This is a genomic window from Cupriavidus sp. DF5525, from assembly GCF_040149425.2.
GTDB classification, from domain to species: domain Bacteria; phylum Pseudomonadota; class Gammaproteobacteria; order Burkholderiales; family Burkholderiaceae; genus Cupriavidus; species Cupriavidus pickettii_A.
The window spans coordinates 188,507-212,981 of record NZ_CP168265.1 but is presented as its reverse complement, the minus strand read 5'-3'; the positions used below and the strand labels follow the sequence as shown (position 1 = coordinate 212,981).

The following is a 24,475-nucleotide window of genomic DNA, read 5'->3' as shown; positions in this document are numbered from 1 at the left end:
CAAATGTTCAAGCATATGCTGCTGGCGGTCGACGGCTCAGAACTGTCCGAGGCGACCTACCGCAAAGCGATCGCGCTGGCCCAGGGAATCCACGCCAGCATCACGGCGATACAGGTCGTGAGCCACTACGACACGTTCCGCCTGCAAACCCCTACGCGGCGGGAAATCGCGGAGCACTACATGAAGGAGATGTACAGCCAGGCCGAGGCATACCTGGCGAAGATCGCAGAGGAATCAGCTGCGGCGGGCGTGAAGTGTGAAACCACCTGCGTCACTGGCGACCACGTCTACGAGACCATCATCGATACGGCCGGGGCCAGGGGCTGCGACCTGATCGTGATGGCATCGCACGGGCGCCGCGGGGTGCAGGCACTGGTCCTCGGCAGCGAAACGCAAAAGGTGCTGACGCATACGAAGATTCCGGTGCTGGTTTATCGCTAGCTCCCGAGCCGCTGCGCCACCGCCGCTACGCGCGCCGCATGAACGCGGTCGCGGATCTGGCTGACATCGTCGGCGCATGCGCGCGCGATCGCGCCGGCGTCGACGGCCGCCGCTGCGTCCAGCGCGGTCAGCAAGCGCGCCGCCTGGGGGTACGCGCTCGATTCAAAGCCCTTGCGTCCGCGCATGTCGGCCTCGCAGGCCTGCAGCGCTTCGGCAAAGCGGGCCGGCTTGCGCAATGCATCGCAGCGTTCGAGCAGGCGCATCACGGCCGCCGCGCCGATCTCCAGCGAGCGGTGGATATTGCCGTGCTCGCGCGCCACCACCAGCGCCAGGTCGCGGCACTCGTTGGGCACGCGCAGGCGCGTGCAGACGTCCTCCAGCAATTTCACGCTGCGCATCTCGTGGCCGGTATGGCGCGGCAGCACGTCCTCGGGCGTGGTGCCCTTGCCCAGGTCGTGCACCAGCGCGGCAAAGCGCACCGGCAGCGGCGTGCCCATCGCGGCGGCGCAGTCGATCACCATCATCACATGCACGCCGGTATCGACCTCGGGGTGGTAGTCGGCGCGCTGCGGCACGCCCCACAGGCGATCGAGCTCGGGCAGCAGCCGCGCCAGCGCGCCGCATTCGCGCAGCACCTCGAACATGCGCGACGGGCGCGCTTCCATCAGTCCGCGCGCCAGCTCCTGCCACACGCGTTCGGCCACCAGCGCGTCGACTTCGCCGGCGGCGACCATCTCGCGCATCAGCCGCATGGTTTCGGCAGCGACGGTGAAATCGTGGAAGCGCGCGGCGAAGCGTGCCAGCCGCAGGATGCGCACGGGGTCTTCGGCAAAGGCGTCGGAGACATGGCGGAACAGCCGGGCCTGCAGGTCGCGCTGGCCGCCATGCGGATCGATCACCGGCCCGACCAGGTTGCCGTCGGCATCGACGGCGCGCGCCATCGCGTTGATGGTCAGGTCGCGCCGGACCAGGTCGTCCTCGAGCGTGACATCGGGCTCGCAATAGAAGGCAAAGCCCTTGTAGCCCATTGCGGTCTTGCGCTCGGTGCGCGCCAGCGCGTATTCCTCATGGGTCTCAGGATGCAGGAAGACCGGGAAATCCTTGCCGACCGGGCGATAGCCCGCGGCTTCCATCTCGTGCGGGGTCGCGCCGACGACTACGTAGTCGCGGTCCTGGCTGGGCTTGCCCAGCAATTCGTCGCGGATCGCGCCGCCGACGGCATACACCTGCATCGTTCTGGCCTCGTCAAGTGCCGGGCGCGCGGGGCACAGCCCCGGCGCCGGCGGTGTTGCTAGTGGTTGACGATTATCGCATCGGGGCGATCGGGGGCCAGGCGGTAGGGCTCGTCGTCGGCGAGGAAGTCGCGTTCCTCGCGCGCGGCGACGATCCATTCCTGCATGGTCGGCAGCGCCAGCATGAAGTCGGCATAGGCCTTGGCCTCCTCCGCTTCATCGGGAAGATGGATGCCGTAGGTGGCAAAACGGCTCACTACCGGCGCGAAGAACGCATCCGCCACCGTGAACTCGCCGAACAGGAACGGGCCGGCGGCGCCATGCTGCGCGCGCAGCCCGCCCCAGATCGCGGCGATGCGGTCGACGTCGCGCTGCACGGCGACGTTCCAGCCGCACCCGGGCAGCACCGCGGTCACGTTCATCGGCAACTGGTTGCGCAGGTTGCCGAACCCCGAATGCATCTCGGCGCAGACCGCGCGCGCCACCGCGCGCGCGGCGCGGTCGGCCGGCCACAGGTTTTTTTCCGGGAAGCGCTCGGCCAGGTATTCGGCGATCGCCAGCGAGTCCCACACGGTGACCTCGCCATCGATCAGCACCGGCACCTTGCCCGCGGGCGAATAGCGCGCGATCTCGGCGGCGAAGTTCCCGGTGAACAGGCGCACCTGCACCTCTTCGAATTCGATGCCGGCCTGGCGCAGCAGCAGCCACGGGCGCAGCGACCAGGAAGAATAGTTCTTGTTGCCGATGATGAGCTTCATCGTGGGATCCTTGGGGGAGGAGACGGAGGGAGACGGCGCAGTCGCGGCGCCAGCGGCCTGCGCACGGGGCGGTGCCCCTGCGCACGGTCGGCGTGGCAGCCGCGCGCCGGATCGGTCATTTTGCCAGCCCGGCCGCGCGTATCAAAGTGAATTGCACTCGCAACCGATATGAATTCCGGTCACATAGCGGACAGGCCGGACAGGCCGATCCCGCGACGTCAGCGATGCACGCTGGCGCGCATATGCGTCAGCGCCTTGTCGCGATTGCGCCCGGCCAGCGCGTCGGTCATCACCGACTCCAGGCTGGCGGGATGCAGGTTCAGTTCGGGCGCGAGCGGGCGTTCCAGCACGTTGTCGAGCTGCATCGAGTCCAGGTTGTCGCGCGACAGCAGCGGATCGCCCGGCATGTGCTCCATGATGGTGGCCTGCACGCGCGCCAGCGCATCGGGCAGCGCGATCACCGGGCGCGGATGGCCCGAGGCACGGCCGGCAAAGCGCACCAGCTCTTCCAGCGTGTAGACCTGCGGCCCACCCAGCTCATAGCCATGGCCAATCGTAGCGGGGTTCACCATTGCATTCAGGTAGGCCTGCACCACGTCCTGCACGAATATCGGCTGGAAGCGCGCATGCGCGCATGCCAGCGGCACCACCGGTGCCATCTGCTGCATATGGGCGAACAGGTTCAGGAAGTGGTCGTCGGGGCCGAACACCACCGAGGGCCGGAATATGGTCCAATCCAGGCCGCTGGCGCGCACGATGCGCTCGCCGTCACCCTTGCTGCGCAGGTACATCGACGGGCCCTGGCTGTCCGCGCCCAGCGCGCTCATATGCAATAGCCGGCGCACGCCGGTAGACAGGCACGAGGCCACGATCTGCCGCACCATTTCCACATGCGCGCTGGCGAAGGCTTCGCCGTAGGGTTCGGCGCGCTCGCCGTGCAGGACGCCCACCAGGTTGACGACGATGCCGTCGACGCCCAGCGAGCCGATCGCGTCATCGAGCGCGGCATTGTCGGCCAGGCCCAGTTCGACCACCTCCACGCGCGGCAGTAGCAGCAGGTGCTGCGCGTGCTCGACATTGCGCGTGCCGGCCACGATGCGCTGCGGGGCGATCGGGGAATCCGGGTTGCTGCCCGGCTCCAGCGGCGCGCCCGAGGCCGAGGCAGCCCCGGCCAGGCGCGAGACAAGGTGGCTGCCGATAAAGCCGGCACCACCGATGACAAGGACGTTGCTGGTCTGCATGAATGCCTCCGTGCCAAGAGAACTGCACGCCGCGGCACCCGCGCCAGCAAGGCCCTGCGCCGGGAACGCATCCCGGCGCCGGCCCCGTCAGGGCAGGCTGGTGGTGGTCACCGGCGACGGCGCAACCGTGCCCAGGCGCGATTTCAGCGACTGCGGCCGGCCACTCATCAATGCAGCATAGTACGTAGCGTTGGAAAGCACATTCTTCACATAGCCGCGCGTTTCATTGAACGGGATGGTCTCTGCAAAGATCGCGCCTTCCACCGGCTTCGCCAGCGTGCTGCGCCAGGCCTTGGGCCGGCCCGGACCGGCGTTGTACGCGGCCGAAGCCAGCGTCCAGGAGCTGTCAAGGTCGGTCAGCACCATGCTCAGGTAGTTGGTGCCGAGCAGGATGTTGATATTGGGATCGCCCATCATCGTTGGCGAGAAATCGTTCATGCCGATCTTGCGCGCCACGTACTTGGCCGTAGCCGGCATCACCTGCATCAGGCCGTGCGCGCCGGCGGAGGAGCGTGCGCTCATCAGGAAGCGCGATTCCTGGCGGATCAGGCCGTACACCCACGCCATGTCCAGGCCAACGTCGTCGGTGGCGCGCTGCATGATGTCGCGGTACGGCATCAGGAAGCGCAACGTGAAGTCATGCTCGTTGCGAGTGCGGTCGGCGGTGTTGACGGTGCGATCCAGCAGTTCGATGCGGCGCGCGTACTCGGCCGCGGCCAGCAGCTCGCGGTCGTTCATGCCGCGCAGCTCCCAGTTCCACTCCCGGTTGCCCTCGAAGCGCAGGTTCATCGCATAGAACTTCTGCGCGCGCTGGAAACCCGGGCGCGTGCGCATGGCCATGGCCTCGGCGTCGCTGACGCTGGTACGCGCGGGCAGCGTGATGCGGTTGCCCAGTTCTTCGCTGGCGAGCTGGCCGTAGAAGTTGAACTGGCCGGCGATCTGCTGGAAGTTCTGCTGCGCCTCGGTATCGCGGCCCTCGGCCTTGAGCGCGCGGCCGTACCAGTAGAGCCAGGCCGGATCCTTGGCGCGCAGCTCCGGACGCATCAGCTCGACCGCCTGGCGCACCTGCTTCCAGTCGCCCTGGCGCAGCGCGGCGCGCACGCGCCATTCCTGCGTGTCATCGGACAGCCACTGGTTACCGCCCTGCTCCATCTGGCGGCGGTAGTAGCCGGCCGCCTCGGGCAGCAGCTTCTTGGCCGCGAACTGACCGATCACGCCCCAGGCCGCGCCCTGCTCGTCGCGCGAGAGCGTTCCCTGCGCGGTGCTGAGGTAGGCTGCCGCCTGCGACGGGTCGCTGCGCGCCATCTTGACGATGGTGGCGAGCGTGTCGCCGTCGGCGCGTGCGTCGGGCACCAGCGCGGCAATCCTGCCGGCCAGCGTGATGAAGTTCTGCTCCAGCGCCAGGCGCGCCTGGAAGGCGGCGTCGCTGGGCTGGATCTGCCGGCTCTGCACCAGGTAGCCGATCAGGTCGACGCAGCCTTCGCCGTAGTACCTGGGGTCGCTCAGCACGCTGCGTGCCTCGGCGGCCACGTTCTGGCCCTTGAGCGCGCGCGACAGCAGCGCATAGCACTCGACCTGGGTGTCGTCCTTCAGCGCGAACTGCGGGTACTCGACATCGAAGTTGGCCCAGTCGCGCTTCTTGCCCAGCACCAGCAGCCAGTCGTTGCGCATGCGGTCGGCAATGGCCTCGCCCTTGTAGCGCTGCAGGAATGCGCGCACCTGGTCGTCGGGCGCGTCGATGCGCGCCAGGCCGCTGGCGTCGAACAGCTGCGGCTTGATGCGGAAGTACTCGACATAGGACGGGATCGGGTAATCGACCAGCGTGGCCGAGATCGCATAGGCACGCTCCACGTCGTTCTTGCGCGCGGCTTCGCGCAACTGCGCGAAGGCGTCGTCGGGATCGCCCGGGATCGCCGCGGGCTGCTGGCGTGCCACGGGCTGCGGGCGCTTCTGCGCGTGGACCGGCGTGACAAGCAGTGCACATGCAAGGGCGATCCAGGCGGCCCGCCCTGCACGCTGCAGATATACTCCCTTCAGCATTCTTTGCTTCCTTGTCGATGACGGCGGCGCCGGCGCCCGCAACGTCGTGCAAGGCTACCGCATCCACCGTCCGTGTTGGTTCGGACGCAGGCATTATCCCACGCCATGTCTTCCACTCCTGCCATCCCTTCCCCGGACACCGCCGACGGCGACCGCCGCGCGCTGCGCTCGCGGCTGCTGGCCCTGCGCGCCGGCCTGGCGTCGCGCGCCGAGGCCGATGCCCGCATCGCCGCCGCGCTGGCCAAACTGCTGGCCGGGCTGGCCGTGCGCTGCCTGGGCTTCTACTGGCCGATCCAGCAGGAATTCGACGCCCGCGACGCCGTCGCGCGCTGGCTCGCCGCCGTACCGGGCCGCCAGGCCGCCCTGCCCGCGGTCAGCCGCCCGGGCGCGCCGCTGGACTTCCACCTGTGGGCGCCCGATACGCCGATGGCCACCGGCCACTACGGCATCCCGGTGCCCGACGGCACCGAGGCCGTGACGCCCGATGCGCTGGTCATTCCCTGTGTCGGTTTCAGCCCGGACAAGTTCCGCCTGGGCTACGGCGGCGGCTTCTACGACCGCACGCTGGCGGCCATGCCGCAGCGTCCGGTGGCGATCGGCATCGGCTACGAGTCCTGCCGCATCGCGCTGCTGGCGCAGCCGCATGACATCGCGATGGACTGGATCGTGACGGAAACGGGGACGTTCTAGCCTGGCAGGCTGACGGGAGCCCGGGCGGCGCTCAGCCCCCCTGCACCAGCTCGTCCACCAGCGCGCGCATGCAGCGCCAGTGCGAGCCCTCCCAGAACACGCGCCGGCAGTGGTCGCAGGTGGAAAAGCTGCGATGGCGCTCGAGCACGCCATCCGGCACGCGTCCCGCGGCGGCGGTGGCATCGAGCGTGCGCAGCGGCGCGTTGCAGTCCAGGCACAGCGAGAACGGCCGCGCGCTGCGCGCCAGGTCCAGCCGCGCAAAGATCTCGCGCACCTGCTGCCTGGATTTGATCGCGCGCACATAGCAGCCGTGTGTGATGCCGCGGCGCTTGAGCAGCTCGCGGTCGCGCGTCAGCACGACGCGGCCTTCGTCGACGGCGATGCGCTCGATCTCGCTGTCTTCGAAGTGGTTGTCGTAGAGGGTGTCGAAGCCGGTCATGCGCAGCAGGTGCGCCAGTCCGCCCAGGTGGGCATCGGCGACAAAGCACATCACGCGCAGCGGCTGCTCGCGGACCCGCAGCAGCGGCGAGACGTCGAGGCGTTCGAACTTGGGATAGACGGAGACGCGGTCGCCGTCTTGCAGCAGCCGCTCGAAGCCGGAGGATTCGCCGTTGACCAGGATCAGCTCGACCTCGGTGTGCGGCACGCCCAGTGCTTCGATCATGTGCTTGACGGTGGCGGCGCGTGCGCAGGCGCAGGGGAGGTCACGCCGGCGCTGGTCCGGCGCGAGGAAGTCGTTCAGTTCCTCGTAGAAGCGGAAGGTGGCGGTGACCATGGGGGCGAGTATGGCACCGTTTTCGCGCTGCGTGCGCGGACTCAGCCGGCCTGGTTCCCCAACCGCAGCGCCGCCTCCACCGCCAGCTTCGCCCACGGCGTCATCGCCGCCGGCGATTCCAGCGCCGCGGGCGGCAGGCTCAGGTAGTGCCGCATGGTGACCACGCGCTTCGCCGACTGGTAGCGGAACGGCTCGCTGCCCTCGGCCTCGAACTTCGCCAGCGTCGCGTCATCGGCCTTCAGGTAGCAAGTGCCATCCGACACCAGTGCAAACATCAGCCCGTCATAGAACAACCCGTGCCCGCCGAACATCCGCTTCGCCGTGACAGGCCCGATGCGCGCCGCCAGCGGGCCCATCAGTTCGAGCAGGTGTTCGATGAAGGGATCCGGGCGGCGCGTGGCCATGTTGCGCCTTACAGCTTCAGCCGCTGCCAGATCGCCTTGGTCGCGCCGGCCGCGTTGAGCGTGTAGAAATGCAGCCCCGGCACGCCCGCGGCCAGCAGCCGCTCGCACAGGGCGGTGACCACGTCCAGGCCGAAGGCGCGGATCGATTCGCGGTCGTCGCCGAAGCTCTCCAGCCGCTTGGCCACCCAGCGCGGCACTTCGGCGCCGCACATATCGGAGAAGCGCATCAGCTGCGAGTAGTTGGTGATCGGCATGATGCCCGCCACGATCGGTACCTCCACGCCCATCGCACGCACATCGTCGACGAAGCGGAAGTACGCGTCGGCGTTGTAGAAGTACTGCGTGATGGCGGAGTTGGCGCCGGCATTGACCTTGCGCACGAAGTTCTCCAGGTCGTGGCGCGGGGACTTGGCCTGCGGGTGGTACTCGGGGTAGGCCGCGACTTCGATGTTGAACCAGTCGCCGGTCTCGGCGCGGATGAACTCGACCAGTTCGTTGGCGTAGCGGAACTCGCCGATCTCGCCCATGCCCGAGGGCATGTCGCCGCGCAGCGCGACGATGTGGCGGATTCCGCCCTCGCGGTATTTTTTCAGGATCTCGCGGATGCTGTCGCGCGACGAGCCCACGCACGACAGGTGCGGCGCGGCCTCGATGCCTTCGCGCTGGATTTCCAGCACCGCGTCGAGCGTGCCTTGCTGCGTGGTGCCGCCGGCGCCGAACGTCACCGAGATGTACTTGGGCTTGAGCGGGGCCAGCTGCGCACGCGTGTTGCGCAGTTTTTCCGTGCCCTCCGCCGTCTTGGGCGGGAAGAATTCAAAGCTGAAGTAGCGGTCTTGCATGATGGTGGCGCGCCGCGTTGGCGCGGCGCGCGGTATGGATTCGTGGTCCGCTTCAGTCGTTGCGGTCGCCCAGCAGCAGACTGGACAGCAGCCACGAGATCACGCTGTACAGGATGGAGCCCAGCAGGGCCGCCCAGAAGCCGCCGACCGTAAAGCCCGAGAGCAGGTTGCCGACAAACAGGAACAGCAGCGCGTTGATGACGAAGATAAACAGCCCCAGCGTCAGCAGTGTCACCGGCAGCGTCAGGATCACCAGGATCGGACGGATCAGCGTGTTGACCAGGCCCAGCACCAGCGCCGCCAGCATCGCCGAGCCGAAGCTCTTGATGTGGATCGACGAGATGATGTACGGCAGCACGAACAGCGCAACGGCGTTGATGACCCAGACGACCAGTAGTCTCATGACGGCTCCTTGAAGGTGGTTCCTCCCCTCTCCCACAAGCGGGAGAGGGGAGTCCGGCAAGCTGCGAACGGTGAACCGTATCAGTAGCGGTAGTGATCCGCCTTGTACGGGCCTTCCTTCTTCACGCCGATATACGCGGCCTGCTGGTCGGTCAGCTCGGTCAGCTGCGCGTTCAGCTTGCGCAGCTGCAGGCGCGCCACCTTCTCGTCCAGGTGCTTGGGCAGCGTGTAGACGCCGACCGGGTATTTGCCGCTGTCGCGTTCCTGCCAGAGTTCGATCTGGGCGATGGTCTGGTTGGCAAACGAGCTGCTCATCACGTACGACGGGTGGCCAGTGGCGCAGCCCAGGTTCACGAGGCGGCCCTTGGCCAGGATGATCAGCTTCTTGCCGTCCGGGAACTTGACGTGGTCGACCTGCGGCTTGATCTCGTCCCACTCGTACTTCTCGATCGAGGCGATGTCGATCTCGTTGTCGAAGTGGCCGATATTGCAGACGATGGCCTGGTCCTTCATCTTGGCCATGTGGTCATGGGTGATGACGTGGTAGTTGCCGGTGCAGGTGACGAAGATATCGCCGTGCTCGGCAGCGTAGTCCATGGTCACCACGCGGTAGCCTTCCATCGCGGCCTGCAGCGCGCAGATCGGGTCGATCTCGGTCACCCACACCTGGGCCGACAGCGCGCGCAGCGCCTGCGCGCTGCCCTTGCCCACGTCGCCGTAGCCGGCCACGATGGCAACCTTGCCGGCGATCATCACGTCGGTGGCGCGCTTGATGCCGTCCACCAGCGACTCGCGGCAGCCGTACAGGTTGTCGAACTTGCTCTTGGTGACCGAGTCGTTGACGTTGATCGCCGGAAAACGGAGTTCACCCTTTTGCGCCATCTGGTACAGGCGGTGCACGCCGGTGGTGGTTTCCTCGGTCACGCCGCGGATGGCTTCCAGGTTGCGGCTGTACCAGCTCGGGTCCTTGGCCAGCTTTTCCTTGATCGCGGCGAACAGGTAGGTTTCTTCCTCGCTGGTCGCCTTGGCGATGACGGACTCGTCTTTCTCGGCGCGCGCCCCCAGGTGCAACAGCAGCGTGGCGTCGCCGCCGTCGTCGAGGATCATGTTGGGCGTGCCGCCGTCAGACCAGTCGAAGATGCGGTGGGTGAAGTCCCAGTATTCCTTCAGCGATTCGCCCTTGAAAGCGAACACGGGCGTACCGCCGGCAGCGATGGCGGCAGCGGCGTGGTCCTGCGTCGAGAAGATGTTGCACGAGGCCCAGCGCACGTCGGCGCCCAGTGCCTTGAGCGTATCGATCAGCACCGCGGTCTGGATCGTCATGTGCAGCGAGCCGGCGATGCGTGCGCCCTTGAGCGGCTGCGCGGCGGCGAATTCATCGCGGATCGCCATCAGGCCGGGCATTTCGGTCTCGGCAATGGCGATTTCCTTGTGGCCCCAGGCGGCCAGGCCGATATCGGCGACGATGTAGTCTTGCTTCAGGTCGGTCACAGCGTTCATGTTTCACTCCGGTGAAGAGTGGCACGCAGGTGACGAGTACGGGAGATGGGCCGCGCCGCCAATTGCATGACAAAAAGCATGCATGGCGGGCGGATAGGTCGACTCGCCTCCGTGCGAAACCACGGATCAGCGAGCGCCGTTGAAGACAGTCCGAGCCTGGCGGATGGCATGGGGCGGCTTTCCCGCCGGCCGGGCAATGTGCTCTGCCCTGGCCCCATCCGTTGCAACGCTCCTCGGAGTGGCGGTATTGTAGCGTGCCCGGCTGCCTTGCGCACCGGCGATTTGCCTGCGCGCCTGCGCCGGCTCCCCGATTCCCTTCCCAGATGATCTCAACGCCACCCCGCACCCTGACCATCGCCGGTTCCGACTCCGGCGGCGGCGCCGGCATCCAGGCCGACCTGAAGACCTTTTCCGCGCTGGGCTGCTTCGGCATGAGCGCCATCACCGCGATCACCGCGCAGAACACGCTGGGCGTGACCGGCGTGCACGCCATTCCGGCCGACATGGTGGCCGCGCAGATCGACGCGGTGGCCAGCGATATCGGCGTCGACGCGGCCAAGACCGGCATGCTCGGCACCGCCGCCATCGTCGAGGCCGTGGCCGCGGCGGCGGACCGGCATGGCATCCGCAAGCTGGTGGTGGATCCGGTGATGATCTCGACCTCGGGCGCGACGCTGTCGGACGACGCCACCACGCAGGCGATGGTGCGGCTGCTGTTCCCGCGCGCGTTGCTGGTCACGCCCAACCTGCCCGAGGCCTCCTACCTGCTGGGCCGCAAGATCACCCGCCGCGCCGAGATGGAGCAGGCTGCCGCCGACCTGATCGCGATGGGCTGCCCCGCCGTGCTGCTCAAGGGCGGCCATCTGGAAGACGATGGCCCGGCCAGCGGTGCCGGCGGGCTGGACGACTTGTTGATGCTGAAGGACGGCACGGTGCGCGTGTTCACGCATCCACGCATCGATACCCGCAACCTGCATGGCACCGGCTGCACGCTCGCGGCGGCGATCGCGTCGCAGCTGGCGCGCGGCGATGCGCTGGAAGTGGCGGCCGGCAAGGCGCTGGACTACGTGGCGCAGGCTATCGCGGCCGGCGCCGGGCTGCGGCTGGGCAGCGGGAACGGTCCGCTGAACCACGCTTTCGCGCCGCGGGCGCTGGGTTGAGGGCCACATGACGATGCTGACCGATATCGACCTGCGCAGCGATCCCGAAGCCGCCTTCTACCTCAAGCATGAAGTCGTCGACGTGGTGTTCGCCTCCGAAGCCGGCGAGCTGATCAGCCGCGAAGGCCCCAACCGCTACCGGCCGGGCGACGCGCTGATCACCAGCCGCACCGGCGATCGCTGGTGCGTGTCGCGCGACCGCTTCGACCCCAAGTACGAAGCCGTGCCGCCGCTCGCGCACGGCCAGGACGGCGCCTACCGCAACAAGCCGATCCCGGTGCTGGCGCGCGAGATGCACGATGCCTTCAGCATCGAACGTAGTGCCGGTGGCGACGTGCTCCATGGCAAGCCGGGCGACTGGCTGATGCAATACGCGCCCGGCGACTTTGGCATCACCGAGCGCGCAAGGTTCGAACAGGTGTACCGGCCGCTGCAGGACTGAGCGGCCGGCCTTCAGGAAGGGATCAGTTGCCGCCGCTGGACAGCGGCACCAGCTTGAACGCGGCCCGCGCCACGCACACCACGGTGCCGGCCGCATCCTTCACTTCCCCCTCGCAGAATGCGATGCGTGCGCCACGGCGCAGGCAGCGCGCCTCCAGCGTCAGCTCGCCGCGCGCGGCGGCCAGGAAGTGGGTCGACATGTCGATGGTGATCACGCCGGTTTCCGTGGGCGCATGTGAGCGCGCGGCACCACTCAGCGTGAAGTCCAGCGTCGCCATCAGCGTCCCGCCATGCACATCGCCACGGCTGTTCACCAGCTGCGGGTGCGCCGGCAGCCGCGTGCGGCAATAGCCCTCCTCGATAAGCTCCGGCTGCAGGCCGAAATAACGCATCAGCGGGACGTCGATGCCGAAGTAGGGCTTCTCGAGCGTGCCGGGCGCGGCGGGGATGATTTCGGCGGAGGGCTGGGAGGACATGGTCGGGATGGCGGGGATGGTGGGCGGGGAATGCTGCCTGCCATCATAGCGGCGGGCTGCCGCTCGGTTTTGGCGGCTGGGCGAATGTCGCACAAATCTTGGCGCTAGCGATACACGTTCCTGCGGTTCCCAAGACGCAGCACGACAACAGTGATGCGCGCGTCTTCGATCTGGCAAATCAAGCGCCAGTCGCCGACCCGGTATTTCCGGTATTCGCCAAGCTCGCTGCCCTTCAGGGCTTCGCCAAGCGAGCGGGGGTCGGCGGATGCCGCGACCCGCTCGCGCAAGAACGTAACAATACGCCTGGCGACCGGGCGGTCCAGTTTGGCAAGTTGTTTCTCTGCCGTTTGCGTGATTTCAATCCGCCAGGCCAAGCCGCGCCTCCAGCTCATCCAGCGTTACCGTGGATTCCTCGCCGGAGCGAACACGCGCGGCAACCTTGTCTGCCAGATACAGGTCTTCAAGGTCATCCAGGTGCTGCATGATGGCCTCACGCGCATAAAACGTCTTGGTGCGGCCGGTGCGTTTGGCAAGGACTTCCAGGCGTTCTTCGATGTCCTCGGGTAGTCGGATGGCGAGCATCGCAGCCCCTCCAAAGTGATTGCTATACAAGTATAGCAACGATGGGGTCATGCCGTCAGAATACCTGCCGCATCGCCACCCGCTGCCGCAATCCCGCCGCCCGTTGCGCCGCCAGTGCATACGCCAGCAGCGGACAAAGCTCCTCATCGCGCAACTGGCGAAACCCCAGCGATGCATAGAACGGCGCATTCCACGGCAAATGCGCAAACGTGGTCAGGTTCAGCGAGCGCAAGCCACCCGCCCGCGCCCAGACCTGCACCGCCCCAACCAGCGAGCGCCCGATGCCGCGGCGCCCGTGCTCCGGGTGGACATCCATTTCATCGAGATAACCGCACTCGCCTTTGCTGCTGGCCAGCGCAAAGCCGGCCAGTGCGCCGCCGCGCTCGGCCACCCACAGGCGGCGTTCGCGCTGCGCGGCTGCAAGTGCCGAAGCCGGTGTGCTGACCAACCGCAGCAGCGCCGGCAGGTCGGCATCCGGGAACAGCGCCGCCGCGGCCAGCTCGATCTCGGGCAGGCGCGGCAGGTCGTCTTCCACCGCCAGGCGAATGCGGGGCGCGGCGGCGGTCGGCGCCATCGCGGGGCGGCGCTCAGGCGGCCGGGAACAAGCTGACCAGGTGAGCCACCGCGGCCGGCACGTCGTCGGCTTCGGTCACGGCGCGCACCACCGCCGCACTGCCGACGCCCACCGCCAGCACTTCGCGCATATTGGTCGCGTTGACGCCGCCGATCCCGACCAGCGACGGGATCACCGGCTGCATCAGCTTCACATAGGCGCGGAAGCGGCCCACGCCTTGCGGCTGGGTCGGCATCACCTTGGTAGTGGTCGGGAAGATCGCGCCCAGCGCCAGGTAGCTCGGGCGGATCGCGGCCACGCGCAGCATCTCGGCGTAGCCGTGGGTGGAGACGCCCAGCCGCAGGCCGGAGGCACGGATCGCGTCCAGGTCGGCGTCGTCCAGGTCTTCCTGGCCGAGGTGGATGCCGTAGATGCCGCTCTGGTCGCCGCCGTTGGCCGCGCGGTAGTCGATCGCGGCCTGCCAGTGGTCGTTGATGAACAGGCGCGAGGTCGACCCCCGCATGGCCTTGGCAGCGCGCGCGATCTCGGCGCGCACTGCGGCGGAGTCATCCGACTTGAAGCGAAGCTGCACCGTCGGCACGTTCAGCGGTGCCAGCCGCTCGATCCACTCGGCAGTCGGCACCACCACGTACAGACCCAGCGCGGGACACGGCACGAACGGGGCGGCCGTTTGCTCCGGCGCCACCAGCGCGGCATGCCGCACGTGCGGGAAGCGGGCAAAGTCCGACGGCCAATCGGCCGAGCCTGGCTCCCAGGCGCGCGCCAGGCACAGTGCGTCATGCGCGGGGAAATGCAGCGACAGGCTCGCCAGCAGCACCGCGACGAACGCGGGCGAATGCGGCTGGTCGGTGTCCGCGGTGACAGAGAACACCCATGTGCCCATCGGCGAGCGCACCGTGTCGATCCACTGGCCGCCTTCGCGGTCGGTCTCGAGCAGCGTGGCGCCGCTGGCGGCGACGCGTGCGATCACGTCCTCGGTGGCTTCGCCGTCGGACAGCAGCACGTCATGCGCGCCCGGCTGCGCCGGGGCATCTTCCAGACGCCAAGCCTGCCAGGGCTTGTCGTCGACGCCGAAGGTCTCGCCATAGTGTTCGAGCACCGCCGCACGCAGCGGGCCGTCACTGGCGGCATGCACGGGGCGGCGCGTCATGCCCGCTGCTCCGTATCCGCATGCCAGAACGGCATGCCGACCACCGGCGTGCTGGCCTGCGCGACCTCGCGCTCGGGCATCGGCCCGGCCAGATAAGCAGTGCGACCCGCTTCCACGGCCTGCGCGAAGGCGCGCGCCATGTTGACCGGATAAGCGGCCTGCGCCACGGCAGTGTTCAGCAGCACGCCGTCGTAGCCCCACTCCATCACCTGCGCCGCATGCGACGGCAGGCCCAGGCCGGCGTCAACGATCAGCGGCGTGTCCGGCAGCCGCTCACGCAGCACGCGCATAGCATGCGGGTTGACCGCGCCGCGGCCGGTGCCGATCGGGGCGGCCCAGGGCATCAGCGCCTGGCAGCCAACGTCGAGCAGGCGGCGGCACAGCACCAGGTCTTCGGTGCAGTACGGCAGCACCTTGAAGCCTTCCTTGATCAGGGTCTCGGCCACGGCGGGCAGGTTCAGCGTGTCGGGCTGCAGCGTGTAGTCGTCGCCGATCAGCTCGAGCTTGATCCACGGCGTTTCGAAGACCTCGCGCGCCATCATCGCGGTGGCGATGACCTCCTGCGCGGTGAAGCAGCCGGCGGTGTTGGGCAGCACCGGCACGTTGAGCGCCTTGAGCATCTGCCAGAAGGCCTGGCCGCCTTCGCCATTGCCGACCGCGCCCTGGCGGCGCAGCGCGACGGTGATCATGGCGGGCGTCGACGCCTGCACGGCCGCTTCAAGCGTGGCCGGCGACGGATAGCGCGCGGTGCCCAGCAGCAGGCGCGAGCCGAACGACTCGCCATACAGCACGAACGGGTCGCGCAAGGTTTCGGAAGGTTCGAATGTCATGGGTCAGCCTCCCGTTACGGGTTGCACGAGGTCGATGCGGTCGCCGGCCGCAAGGGGGGTGTTGGCGTGCGCGGCGCGCGGCACGAACTGGCCGTTGACCGCCGCGGCAAAGGGGGGCGCGATCTGCGCCGCGGTCACCGCGTCCGCCAGCGTGGCGGATTCGGTAAGCGCGAGCGGTCGGCCGTTGAGCAGGATTTCCATGTCAGTCATGCGTTAGTGCAGCAGCCCGGCGGGCGCGACCATGGTGGCTGCGGGCGCTTCGGTGACCGCCTCGATCATGCCGGGCCAGCGCAGCGCCGCCGGCACCGCATGCGCGGCGGGATCGCCCTTGAGCAGCGCACCGACCACCGCGCACGCGGCCTCGGTCACCGCCGGCGCGATCAGGAAGCCGTGGCGGTACAGGCCGTTGACGCGCACCACGCGCGCACGCTGGTCGACGCGGATCGCCGGCAGGTGGTCGGGCCGTGTCGGGCGCCGCTGCACGTTCAGTTCCAGCACGCGCGCCTCGCCAAAGGCGGGATGCAACGAATGCGCCGCCGACAGCAGTTCCAGCGCGGAACGCACGCTCATCGGCGATTCGTCCTCGCTTTCCAGTTCGGTGGCGCCGATCACGTACAGGTCGTTGGGCTTGGGCGCGATATAGATCGGATAGCGCGGATGCAGCAGCCGCACCGGCCGGTGCAGCTTGACGTCGGGCGCATGCACGCGCACCACTTCGCCACGCAGGCCGCGCAGGCCCGGCTTGTCGCCGCCCGGCTGCGCAGGCCAGGCCGAGCGCGCGCCCAGGCCGCGGCAATCCAGCACCACGTCGGCACGGATACCGAGCGTGGGCAGCGTCGCGGCATCGACTTCGCCGGCTTCCCAGACGCAGTGGACGCCTTCGCTGACCGCGCACGACAGCAGCGCGCGCAGCACGCCGCGGTTGTCGAGCTGGCCTTCGCCCGCGAGCAGCAAGCCCTGCGGGAAACGGCCCGCCAGCGCGGGCTCGACCTCGCCCACACCCTTGCCATCCAGCACGCGTAGCCGCTGCGCCACCAGTTCCGGCGGCGCCACCGCGCGCATGCGGCTGGTGAACAGCGACATCTCGCCGCGGTCGCGCGCATGCCAGACCACTAGCGTGCCGTCCTCCTGGAAGAAGACCGGCTCCGGCAACTCGGCCAGCCACGCGCGCCACAGGTCGACGCTGGCGATACCCAGGTCGACGATGCGGCGCTCGGCAATGGCCGACTCCGCCAGCGGCGCGAGCATGGCCGCTGCCACATAGGCGGCCGAGCCCGCGCCGTCCGGACCGGCCCGCTCCACCAGCGCCACGCGGGCGCCGCTGCGTACCAGTTGCCAGGCGGCCAGGCGGCCGGCTAGACCGGCCCCGAGGATGGCGACGTCAAACGACTGCACTGCTGTCATGAGGGGTGTTTGTGCCGGACGGGGCGTGCGGCCGCGCCGGCCTCCTTGTTGTCGGTGCCGCCGCGCGAGGCGCTGCGCGGCGGCGAAACACGAGCGGGCATGGGTGCGAAGCCATGCCCGTACTGCCTGTCACTGCCTTACGAGTAGATCTTGCTGCCTTTCTTCAGGAACTCGATCGACTTCTCTTCCATGCCCTGCTTCGCTTCCTTGGGCAGCGAGGCCGCGTAGTCGCGCACTTCCTGCGTGATCTTCATCGAGCAGAACTTCGGCCCGCACATCGAGCAGAAGTGGGCGATCTTGGCGCCCTCGGCCGGCAGCGTTGCGTCGTGGTACGAGCGCGCGCGTTCCGGATCGAGGCCCAGGTTGAACTGGTCTTCCCAGCGGAACTCGAAGCGTGCCTTGGACAGCGCGTTGTCGCGCAGTTGCGCGCCGGGCCAGCCCTTGGCAAGGTCGGCAGCGTGGGCCGCGATCTTGTAGGTGATGATGCCTTCGCGCACGTCTTCCTTGTCCGGCAGGCCCAGATGCTCCTTGGGCGTGACGTAGCACAGCATGGCGGTGCCCATCCAGCCGATATTGGCCGCGCCGATGCCGCTGGTGATGTGGTCGTAGCCGGGGGCGATGTCCGTCACCAGCGGTCCCAGGGTATAGAACGGCGCCTCGTAGCAATGCTTGAGTTCTTCGTCCATATTGGCCTGGATGCGCTGCAGCGGCACATGGCCCGGGCCTTCGATCATCACCTGCACGTCGTGCTTCCAGGCCTTGGCGGTCAGCTCGCCGAGCGTGCGCAGTTCGCCGAACTGGGCATCGTCGTTCGAGTCGGCGATGCAACCCGGACGCAGGCCGTCGCCGAGGCTGAACGACACGTCATAGGCCTTCATGATCTCGCAGATCTCGTCGAAGTGCGTGTACAGGAAGTTTTCCTTGTGGTGCGCCAGGCACCACTTGGCCATGATCGAACCGCCACGCGAGACGATGCCCGTGACGCGGTCGGCGGTCATCGGCACATAGCGCAGCAGCACGCCGGCGTGGATGGTGAAGTAGTCCACGCCCTGCTCCGCCTGCTCGATCAGCGTGTCGCGGAACATTTCCCAGGTCAGGTCCTCGGCGATGCCGCCGGTCTTGTCCAGCGCCTGGTAGATTGGCACCGTGCCGATGGGCACCGGCGAATTGCGCAGGATCCATTCACGCGTTTCGTGGATGTGCTTGCCGGTGGACAGGTCCATGATGGTGTCGGCGCCCCAGCGGATCGACCACACCATCTTTTCCACTTCCTCGGCCAGCGACGAGGTCACCGCCGAGTTGCCCAGGTTGCCGTTGATCTTGACGCGGAAATTGCGCCCGATCGCCATCGGCTCCAGTTCGGTGTGGTTGATGTTGGCCGGAATGATGGCGCGGCCCGAGGCGATTTCCTGGCGCACGAATTCCGGCGTGATGTCTTCCGGACGCAGCGGCAGGCCGGCGCCCAGCGCGTTGCCGGGGTGCTGGCGCAGCAGCGCCTTGTATTCGGGCTTGTCGTACAGCGCCTGCAGGTTCAGCGACTCGCGCAGCGCCACATACTCCATTTCCGGCGTGATGATGCCCTTGCGCGCATAGTGCATCTGCGACACGTTGGCGCCGGCCTTGGCGCGGCGCGGGTTGGTCAGCTGGGCAAAGCGCAGGTGCGCGGTGGCGGGATCGTTGGCACGGTCGCGGCCGTATTCCGACGACAGGCCCGGCAGCACTTCGGTGTCGCCGCGCTCGTCGATCCACTTGGCGCGCAGCGCAGGCAGGCCGGCCTTCAGGTCGATGTGCACGTCCGGATCGCTGTACGGACCCGAGGTGTCGTACACCGGGATCGGCGGATTCTGCATCTCGCCCTTGTCGGTGCGCGTGGAGGTCTGCAGGATGGTGCGCAGCGGCACGCGGATATCGGGGCGGCTGCCCGTCAGGTAGGTCTTGCTGGAAGCCGGGTAGGCGAATTTCTGGTCGAGGTCGCTTTCGAGCGATTCGAAGGAAGCTGCGGGGGCAGTACGGGCCATGGGTGTCGTCCTCTCTCTTGCGGGGTGGACGAAACCAGGAGCCCTGTGAGCGCTGCCTCGGCCTGGGGCCGGTGTAGCGAGTCCCGGAGGGACAAGAGACTTGGTCTTGTGAAACTTCCCACGCCGGTACTAACCGGATCGGGTTCGAAGGGACTCTCTCAGCCGCACGGCCCATCCGTACGGCACCCCTGTTTCATCCAACGGGGTGAATTTAAGCACAAGCCCCCGGCAGGCGCCACCCCTAATTCGGTCGCAACTGACGTGCGCCAACGTATCCAATGCGCCATGCTGCAACGCGTCATGCGGCTTGCGCCGCAGCCAAGGGCATCCCCCGGCACTCAAACGCTTGTTACGTGCTCTACCATGCAGTAAGACCGTGTCCATCTTCCATGCCGCCATGACCGAAGCTGCCACCCACCGCGTGTTCAACCAGGTGCCCGATCTCGTGCACTACAACCTGTTCGCCACCGATCCCGCCCTGCGCGGTGCGCTGGCGCGGCTCGGCGGCGACTGGCACGCCGATGCGCTCGGCCAGTTCGGCGCGCGCCTGGGCGAGCCGGAGGTCCAGCAATGGGCGGCGGACGCCAACCGCTACACGCCCGAGCTGCATACGCACAGCCGCACGGGCGAGCGCATCGACGTGGTGAGCTTCCACCCGAGCTGGCATGCGCTGCTGTCGCTGCTGCGCAGCCAGCAGTTGCAGTCGCTGCCCTTCGCGCAGCCGCGCGCGGGCGCGTGGGCGGCGCGCACGGCAGGCTACTTCCTGCAGGCGCAGGTGGAATCAGGCTCGCTGTGCCCGCCCACCATGACCCTGGCGAGCATCCCCGTGCTGCGCAAGGAAACCGCGCTGTTTGCCGAACTGGAGCCGCGGCTGTATTCGGCCGAACACGATGCGCGCGACCTGCCCTGGCGCGACAAGACGGCGATCATGATCGGCATGGGCATGACTGAGAAACAGGGCGGGTCCGACGTGCGCGCCAATACCACCGTGGCGCGCCCGGTGGGCGGCGAGGGCCGCGGCGCGGAATATGCGCTGACCGGCCACAAGTGGTTCTTCTCCGCGCCGATGTGCGATGCGCACCTGGTGGTCGCGCGCATGGGCGCCGAAGGCGGGCCGCTGTCGTGCTTCTTCGTGCCGCGCTTTCGCGATGACGGCAGCAAGAACCCGATCCTGATCCAGCGCCTGAAGGACAAGCTGGGCAATCGCTCCAACGCGAGCAGCGAGGTCGAATTCCGCGACGCCACCGGCATCCTGATCGGCGAGGAAGGCCGCGGCATCCCGACCATTATCGAAATGGCCACCAGCACGCGGCTAGACTGCGTGATCGGCAGCGCCGCGATCCTGCGCGCGGCCTTCGTGCAGGCGTTGCACCACACGCGCCACCGCAGCGCCTTCGGGCGCCTGCTGGCCGACCAGCCGCTGATGCGCAATGTGCTGGCCGATCTGGCGCTGGAAGCGGAAGCAGCCACGCTGATGATGATGGAACTGGGCCACGCCTTCGAGCACGCCGACGACGATCCGCTCGCCGCCGCGTGGAAGCGCGTGGTCACGCCCGCGGCCAAGTTCTGGGTGTGCAAGCGCACCCTCGAAGCCACCGGCGAAGCGATGGAGGTGTGGGGCGGCAACGGTTATGTCGAGGAAGGCCCGATGGCGCGGCTCTATCGCGAGGCGCCGGTCAATTCGATCTGGGAAGGCTCGGGAAACATCATGTGCCTGGACGTGATGCGCGCGATTCAGCGCAATCCCGACGATGCGGCGCGGCTGCTGCACGACCTGTCGCGCCGCGCCGGCGGCCATCCCGCAGTGCGCGCGGAGCTGGCCTCGCTGCAGGCAATGCTGCGCGAGGCGCCGGAGCATCTCGAAACGCATGCGCGCCGCTTTGCGCAGGGCCTGGTGCTGACCGCGCAGGCGGCGCTGATGCTGGCGCATGCCGATACGGAGAACGCTGAGCTGTTTGTCGCCAGCCGGCTGGGGCGGCAGCATGGGCGCGTGTTCGGCACGCTCGACAGCGACGCCGATACGCTTAAGCGAGTGTTCTCGCGCGGCTTCGAAGGTTAGCGCTGCACGCGGGTATTCACGCCTCCATCGACTCCAGTACCCGCAACATCACCCGCGGCGCGTAGCGGATCAAGTCGTGCGCGCGCTCACCGATCATGATCGCCGGCGCATTGGTATTGCCGCCGATCAGCGTCGGCATGATCGAGGCGTCGACCACGCGCAAACCCTCCACGCCGCGCACGCGCAGCTGCGGATCGACCACCGCCATCGCGTCCATGCCCATGCGGCAGGTACCCACCGGGTGGTAGATGGTATCGGCATGCTCGCGGATCATCTCGCGCACGTCGGCGTCGTCGCTGCCATCGGCACGCAGGTGGGCGGAATACAGTTCGCGTCCGCCGAAGCACGCCAGCTGCGGCTGCGCGAAGATCCTGCGCACGATGCGCACGCCGGCCACCATGTCGTCCAGGTCGCGCACATCGCTCAGGTAGCGCGGGTCGATCAATGGCGCGCGCCGGATATCGCCCGATGCCAGGCGCACCTCGCCGCGGCTGCGCGGGCGCAGCACGCAGACGTGACAGGAATAGCCGTGGCCGCTGTTGAGCTTGCGCATGTGGTCGTCGGCCATGCCGACCACGAAATGCAGCTGCAAATCGGGCTCGGGCAGGTCCGGGCGGCTGCGCAAAAAGCCGCCCGCCTCGGCGAAGTTGCTCGACAGCATGCCGGTGCGCTCGCGCCGGTAGCGCAGGATTTCCGAGAACAGCCGCGCCAGCCCGCCGAACGACACGCCGAACAGTTCGGGCGCCGCCACGCGCTTGTGCAGGATGACGTCGAGATGGTCCTGCAGGTTGGTGCCCACGCCGGGCAGGTCGTGCACGACGCCGATGCCGAGTTCGCGCAGCTGCGCCGCGGGGCCGACGCCCGACACCATCAGCAATTGCGGAGAGCCGAACGTGCCGGCGCAGACGATCACGTCGCGGCGCGCGCGCAGCAGGTGCTGGCGACCGTCGCGCGCGACCAGCACGCCGGCCGCATGGCGGCCTTCGAACACGATACGCAGTGCCTGCGTGCCGGTCAGCACATGCAGCCGCGCGCGACCGCCGTTGCAGGCCTTGTCGCGCACGTTGCCGCCGTGCAGGTAGGCGCGCGCCGCGTTCCAGCGCTCGCCCGCGTGCTGCGTGACCTGGTACCAGCCCACGCCTTCTTGCTCTTCGCCGTTGAAGTCGTCGTTGCGCGGGAAGCCAGCCTGCTGCGCGGCTTCGATAAAGCGTTCGCCGAAGGGGTTGGGGCTGCGCAGGTCGGAAACGTGCAGCGGGCCGTTGCCGCCGTGCAGCGGGTCGTCGTCGCTGCCGGCCAGGCGCTGGTTGCATTCGGCCCGGCGGAAGTACGGCAGCACGTCGTCCCATGACCAGCCGTCGCAGCCGGCGTCGGCCCACGCGTCATAGTCGGCGGGCCGGCCGCGCGTGTAGATCATGGCGTTGATCGACGACGAGCCGCCCAGCCCGCGCCCGCGCGGCTGGTAGCCGCGGCGGCCGTTCAGGCCGGGCTGCGGCACGGTCTGGTACCCATAATTGCGCGCGCCGGCGCGCGGCAGCATCGCGGCTGCCGCGGCGGGTGTTCGTACCAGCACATGGTGATCGTGGTGCCCGGCCTCGAGGAGGGCAATGGTGTCGTCGCCGCTGTCGGCGAGCCGTCCGGCCAGCGCACAGCCCGCCGAGCCCGCGCCGACGATGACGAAGTCATAGGTGGTTTCCATCTGTCTCCCCGCGAGTCCGCAGGCGGCGCGCATGCGTGAGCCGGGCGGGGCCGGACTGACCGGCCGCGCGCGCCCTGTCCGTCCAGCGGATGGCAAGCCGTGAGATTCAGTGTAGACGCTGGCCGCAGGGGTGGAGAAGGACAGTAGGGATGACCCGCGGCGCGATGCAGACGGCCGTTTGAATCGTCCGTCCGGTGGCAAACTTCCATTGCCACCGCTGGCGCGCTACCTTATCTTGCGCGGGCGCACGCGGATCGGATCCAATTGCGCAGCCAAAGGCGCGAGCGTCTGCCTGGCCGGCTGCCGCGATCCGTTTCCATTTCCCGTACACCGATTGCCCAGGAGCGCAGCAATGCGAGAAGTTCCCGACCTGTCGTCCGTCTTTGGCGCCATGCACGCCGCGTCGCGGCGTGACCAGCTGCCGGCCTGGACCCTGCGCGCCGATCGCCTGCAACGGCTGCGGCGCCTGGTGACCGCGAACCAGGCCGCGATTGCCGCCGCGATCAATGAAGACTTCACCAACCGGCCGCGGCAGGAAACCGCGCTGCTGGAAGTGTTCCCGAGCGTGGCCGCCATCGATGATGCACTGCGCCACGGCAAGCGCTGGATGCGCGTGCGCCGCGCCGCCACCGGCTTCTGGTTCCGCCCGGGCCGCTCGCGCCTGGTGCCGCAGCCGCTGGGTGTGGTGGGCATCATGGTGCCCTGGAACTATCCGCTGTACCTGACGGTGGGGCCGCTGGCGGGCGCGCTGGCCGCGGGCAACCGCGCCATGGTGAAGCTGTCGGAATACACACCTCGCTTCGCGGCGCTGTTTGCGCAACTGGCACAGCAGGAATTCGCGCCGGACGAGATCGTGGTGGTCAACGGCGATGCCGAGGTCGCCAGCGCCTTTACCGCGCTGCCCTTCGACCACCTCCTGTTCACCGGCTCGACCGCGGTCGGCCACCATGTGATGCGCGCGGCAGCCGCCAACCTGACGCCGGTGACGCTGGAACTGGGCGGCAAGTCGCCGGCCATCGTCGGCGCCGGCGCGGACCTGGCGCGTGCGGTGGAGCGCATCCTGGTGGGCAAGCTGATGAACGCGGGCCAGACCTGCATCGCGCCGGACTATGTGCTGGTGCCGGAAGACCTGCGCGATGGCCTGGTGCAAGCCGCGCGGCAGTGCGTGAACCGGCTCTATCCCGACCTGGCGCGCAACCCGGACTACACCAGCATCATCAGCCCGCGCCACTTTGCGCGGCTGGCAGGGCTGGTTGACGAAGCGGCGGCGCAGGGCGCGATCGTGGTGCCGCTCTCGGACGCGCAACCCGACGCGCAGGCGCGCCGCCTGCCGCCGGTGCTGCTGCTGGATGCGCCCGAGGGCGTGACGGCGATGCGCGAGGAGATCTTCGGGCCGGTGCTGCCGGTGGTGACGTACCGCACGCTGGATGAAGCGGTCGACTACATCAATGCGCGCCCGCGCCCGCTTGCGCTTTATCTGTTCGAGCGCGACCGCGGCGCGATCGGCCATGTGATGCGCCAGACCGTTGCCGGCGGCGTCACCGTCAACGACACGTTGTTCCATATCGCCCAGGACGGGCTGCCGTTCGGCGGCGTCGGCGCCAGCGGCATGGGGGCCTATCACGGCCAGGCGGGCTTCGACACCTTTTCCAAGGTGAAGCCGGTGTTCCACCAGGCGGCGCTGAATGGCGCCGGCCTGCTCAAGCCGCCCTATGGCAAGACCTTCGAGACGATGCTGAAGCTGCTTCTGCGTTGATCAGGCG

25 protein-coding genes and 2 riboswitches are annotated in these 24,475 nt (G+C 68.2%); of the genes, 6 read left to right on the top strand and 19 right to left on the bottom strand.

Going from position 1 to position 24,475, the window contains the following annotated elements:
• Positions 1 to 3 precede the first annotated feature (3 nt).
• Entirely contained in the window at positions 4 to 441 is a 438-nt protein-coding gene (locus ABNX08_RS01060; protein ID WP_022533314.1) for a universal stress protein, read from the top strand.
• Here the strand turns inward: ABNX08_RS01060 and ABNX08_RS01055 are convergent.
• From ABNX08_RS01055 to ABNX08_RS01040, 4 genes are all read right to left on the bottom strand, one after another.
• Positions 438 to 1,673: a multifunctional CCA addition/repair protein gene (locus ABNX08_RS01055; RefSeq protein WP_022533313.1), complete on the bottom strand. Its 1,236-nt coding sequence runs from the start codon at positions 1,671 to 1,673 to the stop codon at positions 438 to 440. The two genes, ABNX08_RS01060 and ABNX08_RS01055, sit on opposite strands and share 4 nt — an antisense overlap.
• 59 nt (positions 1,674 to 1,732) lie before the next feature.
• Positions 1,733 to 2,431 carry a glutathione S-transferase family protein gene (locus tag ABNX08_RS01050; RefSeq protein WP_022533312.1) on the bottom strand — a complete coding sequence of 233 codons (699 nt, stop codon included), beginning with the start codon at positions 2,429 to 2,431 and terminating at the stop codon, positions 1,733 to 1,735.
• A 218-nt stretch (positions 2,432 to 2,649) separates the two neighbouring features.
• Entirely contained in the window at positions 2,650 to 3,672 is a 1,023-nt protein-coding gene (locus ABNX08_RS01045) for a complex I NDUFA9 subunit family protein (RefSeq protein WP_022533311.1), read from the bottom strand.
• A gap of 87 nt (positions 3,673 to 3,759) precedes the next feature.
• Complete coding sequence (locus tag ABNX08_RS01040; RefSeq protein WP_022533310.1) at positions 3,760 to 5,712, bottom strand: lytic transglycosylase domain-containing protein; 1,953 nt, start codon at positions 5,710 to 5,712, stop codon at positions 3,760 to 3,762.
• Positions 5,713 to 5,817: 105 nt separating this feature from the next.
• On the opposite strand from ABNX08_RS01040, the gene ABNX08_RS01035 reads away from it, so the two are divergent.
• Positions 5,818 to 6,402 (top strand): 5-formyltetrahydrofolate cyclo-ligase, encoded by a 585-nt coding sequence (locus ABNX08_RS01035; protein ID WP_349604750.1) that lies wholly within the window; start codon positions 5,818 to 5,820, stop codon positions 6,400 to 6,402.
• 31 nt (positions 6,403 to 6,433) lie between these two features.
• On the opposite strand, the gene ABNX08_RS01030 is transcribed toward ABNX08_RS01035, so the two are convergent.
• The 5 genes from ABNX08_RS01030 to ahcY form a co-directional block, all read right to left on the bottom strand.
• Positions 6,434 to 7,177: a Mut7-C RNAse domain-containing protein gene (locus ABNX08_RS01030; RefSeq protein ID WP_022533308.1), complete on the bottom strand. Its 744-nt coding sequence runs from the start codon at positions 7,175 to 7,177 to the stop codon at positions 6,434 to 6,436.
• 41 nt (positions 7,178 to 7,218) lie between these two features.
• A complete protein-coding gene (locus ABNX08_RS01025) occupies positions 7,219 to 7,581 on the bottom strand; it encodes a TfoX/Sxy family protein (protein WP_022533307.1) in 363 nt (120 codons plus the stop codon).
• Positions 7,582 to 7,589: 8 nt separating this feature from the next.
• Positions 7,590 to 8,420 (bottom strand): methylenetetrahydrofolate reductase [NAD(P)H], encoded by an 831-nt coding sequence (gene metF / locus ABNX08_RS01020; RefSeq protein WP_022533306.1) that lies wholly within the window; start codon positions 8,418 to 8,420, stop codon positions 7,590 to 7,592.
• A gap of 52 nt (positions 8,421 to 8,472) precedes the next feature.
• Positions 8,473 to 8,823: a phage holin family protein gene (locus ABNX08_RS01015; RefSeq protein WP_022533305.1), complete on the bottom strand. Its 351-nt coding sequence runs from the start codon at positions 8,821 to 8,823 to the stop codon at positions 8,473 to 8,475.
• 80 nt (positions 8,824 to 8,903) lie between these two features.
• Positions 8,904 to 10,322 (bottom strand): adenosylhomocysteinase, encoded by a 1,419-nt coding sequence (ahcY, locus tag ABNX08_RS01010; RefSeq protein WP_022533304.1) that lies wholly within the window; start codon positions 10,320 to 10,322, stop codon positions 8,904 to 8,906.
• Between the two features lie 124 nt (positions 10,323 to 10,446).
• Positions 10,447 to 10,563, bottom strand: a riboswitch (S-adenosyl-L-homocysteine riboswitch).
• Positions 10,564 to 10,645: 82 nt separating this feature from the next.
• Between ahcY and thiD the strand changes: the two genes are divergently transcribed.
• Together thiD and ABNX08_RS01000 are read left to right on the top strand one after the other, a co-directional pair.
• Positions 10,646 to 11,482: a bifunctional hydroxymethylpyrimidine kinase/phosphomethylpyrimidine kinase gene (thiD, locus tag ABNX08_RS01005; RefSeq protein WP_051369669.1), complete on the top strand. Its 837-nt coding sequence runs from the start codon at positions 10,646 to 10,648 to the stop codon at positions 11,480 to 11,482.
• 7 nt (positions 11,483 to 11,489) lie between these two features.
• Positions 11,490 to 11,924, top strand: coding sequence for a PGDYG domain-containing protein (locus ABNX08_RS01000; protein ID WP_022533302.1), 435 nt, complete (start codon positions 11,490 to 11,492; stop codon positions 11,922 to 11,924).
• Between the two features lie 22 nt (positions 11,925 to 11,946).
• Here the strand turns inward: ABNX08_RS01000 and ABNX08_RS00995 are convergent, their stop codons facing one another.
• The 9 genes from ABNX08_RS00995 to thiC all read right to left on the bottom strand — a co-directional run bounded on the left by ABNX08_RS00995 (position 11,947) and on the right by thiC (position 18,957).
• The gene (locus ABNX08_RS00995; RefSeq protein ID WP_041680921.1) at positions 11,947 to 12,399 is read right to left on the bottom strand and encodes a PaaI family thioesterase; all 453 of its coding nucleotides are present in this window, start codon (positions 12,397 to 12,399) and stop codon (positions 11,947 to 11,949) included.
• 104 nt (positions 12,400 to 12,503) lie between these two features.
• On the bottom strand, positions 12,504 to 12,773 hold the full coding sequence (locus ABNX08_RS00990; RefSeq protein WP_022533300.1) for a type II toxin-antitoxin system RelE/ParE family toxin: 270 nt from the start codon (positions 12,771 to 12,773) through the stop codon (positions 12,504 to 12,506).
• Positions 12,757 to 12,981, bottom strand: a complete 225-nt coding sequence (locus ABNX08_RS00985; RefSeq protein WP_041680920.1) for a TraY domain-containing protein — start codon at positions 12,979 to 12,981, stop codon at positions 12,757 to 12,759. Before ABNX08_RS00985 ends, ABNX08_RS00990 begins: the two co-directional genes overlap by 17 nt.
• Before the next feature lie 55 nt (positions 12,982 to 13,036).
• A complete protein-coding gene (locus tag ABNX08_RS00980; protein WP_022533298.1) occupies positions 13,037 to 13,555 on the bottom strand; it encodes a GNAT family N-acetyltransferase in 519 nt (172 codons plus the stop codon).
• A 13-nt stretch (positions 13,556 to 13,568) separates the two neighbouring features.
• Complete coding sequence (locus tag ABNX08_RS00975; RefSeq protein WP_349604753.1) at positions 13,569 to 14,705, bottom strand: thiamine phosphate synthase; 1,137 nt, start codon at positions 14,703 to 14,705, stop codon at positions 13,569 to 13,571.
• The gene (locus tag ABNX08_RS00970) at positions 14,702 to 15,535 is read right to left on the bottom strand and encodes a thiazole synthase (RefSeq protein WP_022533296.1); all 834 of its coding nucleotides are present in this window, start codon (positions 15,533 to 15,535) and stop codon (positions 14,702 to 14,704) included. The genes ABNX08_RS00975 and ABNX08_RS00970 overlap by 4 nt, the downstream gene beginning before the upstream one ends.
• A 3-nt stretch (positions 15,536 to 15,538) precedes the next feature.
• Positions 15,539 to 15,736, bottom strand: a complete 198-nt coding sequence (thiS, locus tag ABNX08_RS00965; RefSeq protein ID WP_041681209.1) for a sulfur carrier protein ThiS — start codon at positions 15,734 to 15,736, stop codon at positions 15,539 to 15,541.
• 12 nt (positions 15,737 to 15,748) lie between these two features.
• Positions 15,749 to 16,939 (bottom strand): FAD-dependent oxidoreductase, encoded by a 1,191-nt coding sequence (locus ABNX08_RS00960; RefSeq protein WP_022533294.1) that lies wholly within the window; start codon positions 16,937 to 16,939, stop codon positions 15,749 to 15,751.
• Between the two features lie 137 nt (positions 16,940 to 17,076).
• The gene (thiC, locus tag ABNX08_RS00955; RefSeq protein ID WP_022533293.1) at positions 17,077 to 18,957 is read right to left on the bottom strand and encodes a phosphomethylpyrimidine synthase ThiC; all 1,881 of its coding nucleotides are present in this window, start codon (positions 18,955 to 18,957) and stop codon (positions 17,077 to 17,079) included.
• Positions 18,958 to 19,055: 98 nt separating this feature from the next.
• Positions 19,056 to 19,157: riboswitch (TPP riboswitch) on the bottom strand.
• Between the two features lie 197 nt (positions 19,158 to 19,354).
• Between thiC and ABNX08_RS00950 the strand changes: the two genes are divergently transcribed.
• The gene (locus ABNX08_RS00950; RefSeq protein WP_349604773.1) at positions 19,355 to 21,016 is read left to right on the top strand and encodes an acyl-CoA dehydrogenase family protein; all 1,662 of its coding nucleotides are present in this window, start codon (positions 19,355 to 19,357) and stop codon (positions 21,014 to 21,016) included.
• Between the two features lie 16 nt (positions 21,017 to 21,032).
• Here ABNX08_RS00950 and ABNX08_RS00945 read toward each other — a convergent pair whose 3' ends face one another.
• Entirely contained in the window at positions 21,033 to 22,712 is a 1,680-nt protein-coding gene (locus ABNX08_RS00945; RefSeq protein ID WP_022533291.1) for a GMC family oxidoreductase, read from the bottom strand.
• Positions 22,713 to 23,064: 352 nt separating this feature from the next.
• Here ABNX08_RS00945 and ABNX08_RS00940 point away from each other — a divergent pair, with 352 nt between their 5' ends.
• Positions 23,065 to 24,468 carry a coniferyl aldehyde dehydrogenase gene (locus ABNX08_RS00940; RefSeq protein ID WP_022533290.1) on the top strand — a complete coding sequence of 468 codons (1,404 nt, stop codon included), beginning with the start codon at positions 23,065 to 23,067 and terminating at the stop codon, positions 24,466 to 24,468.
• Positions 24,469 to 24,475 lie beyond the last annotated feature (7 nt).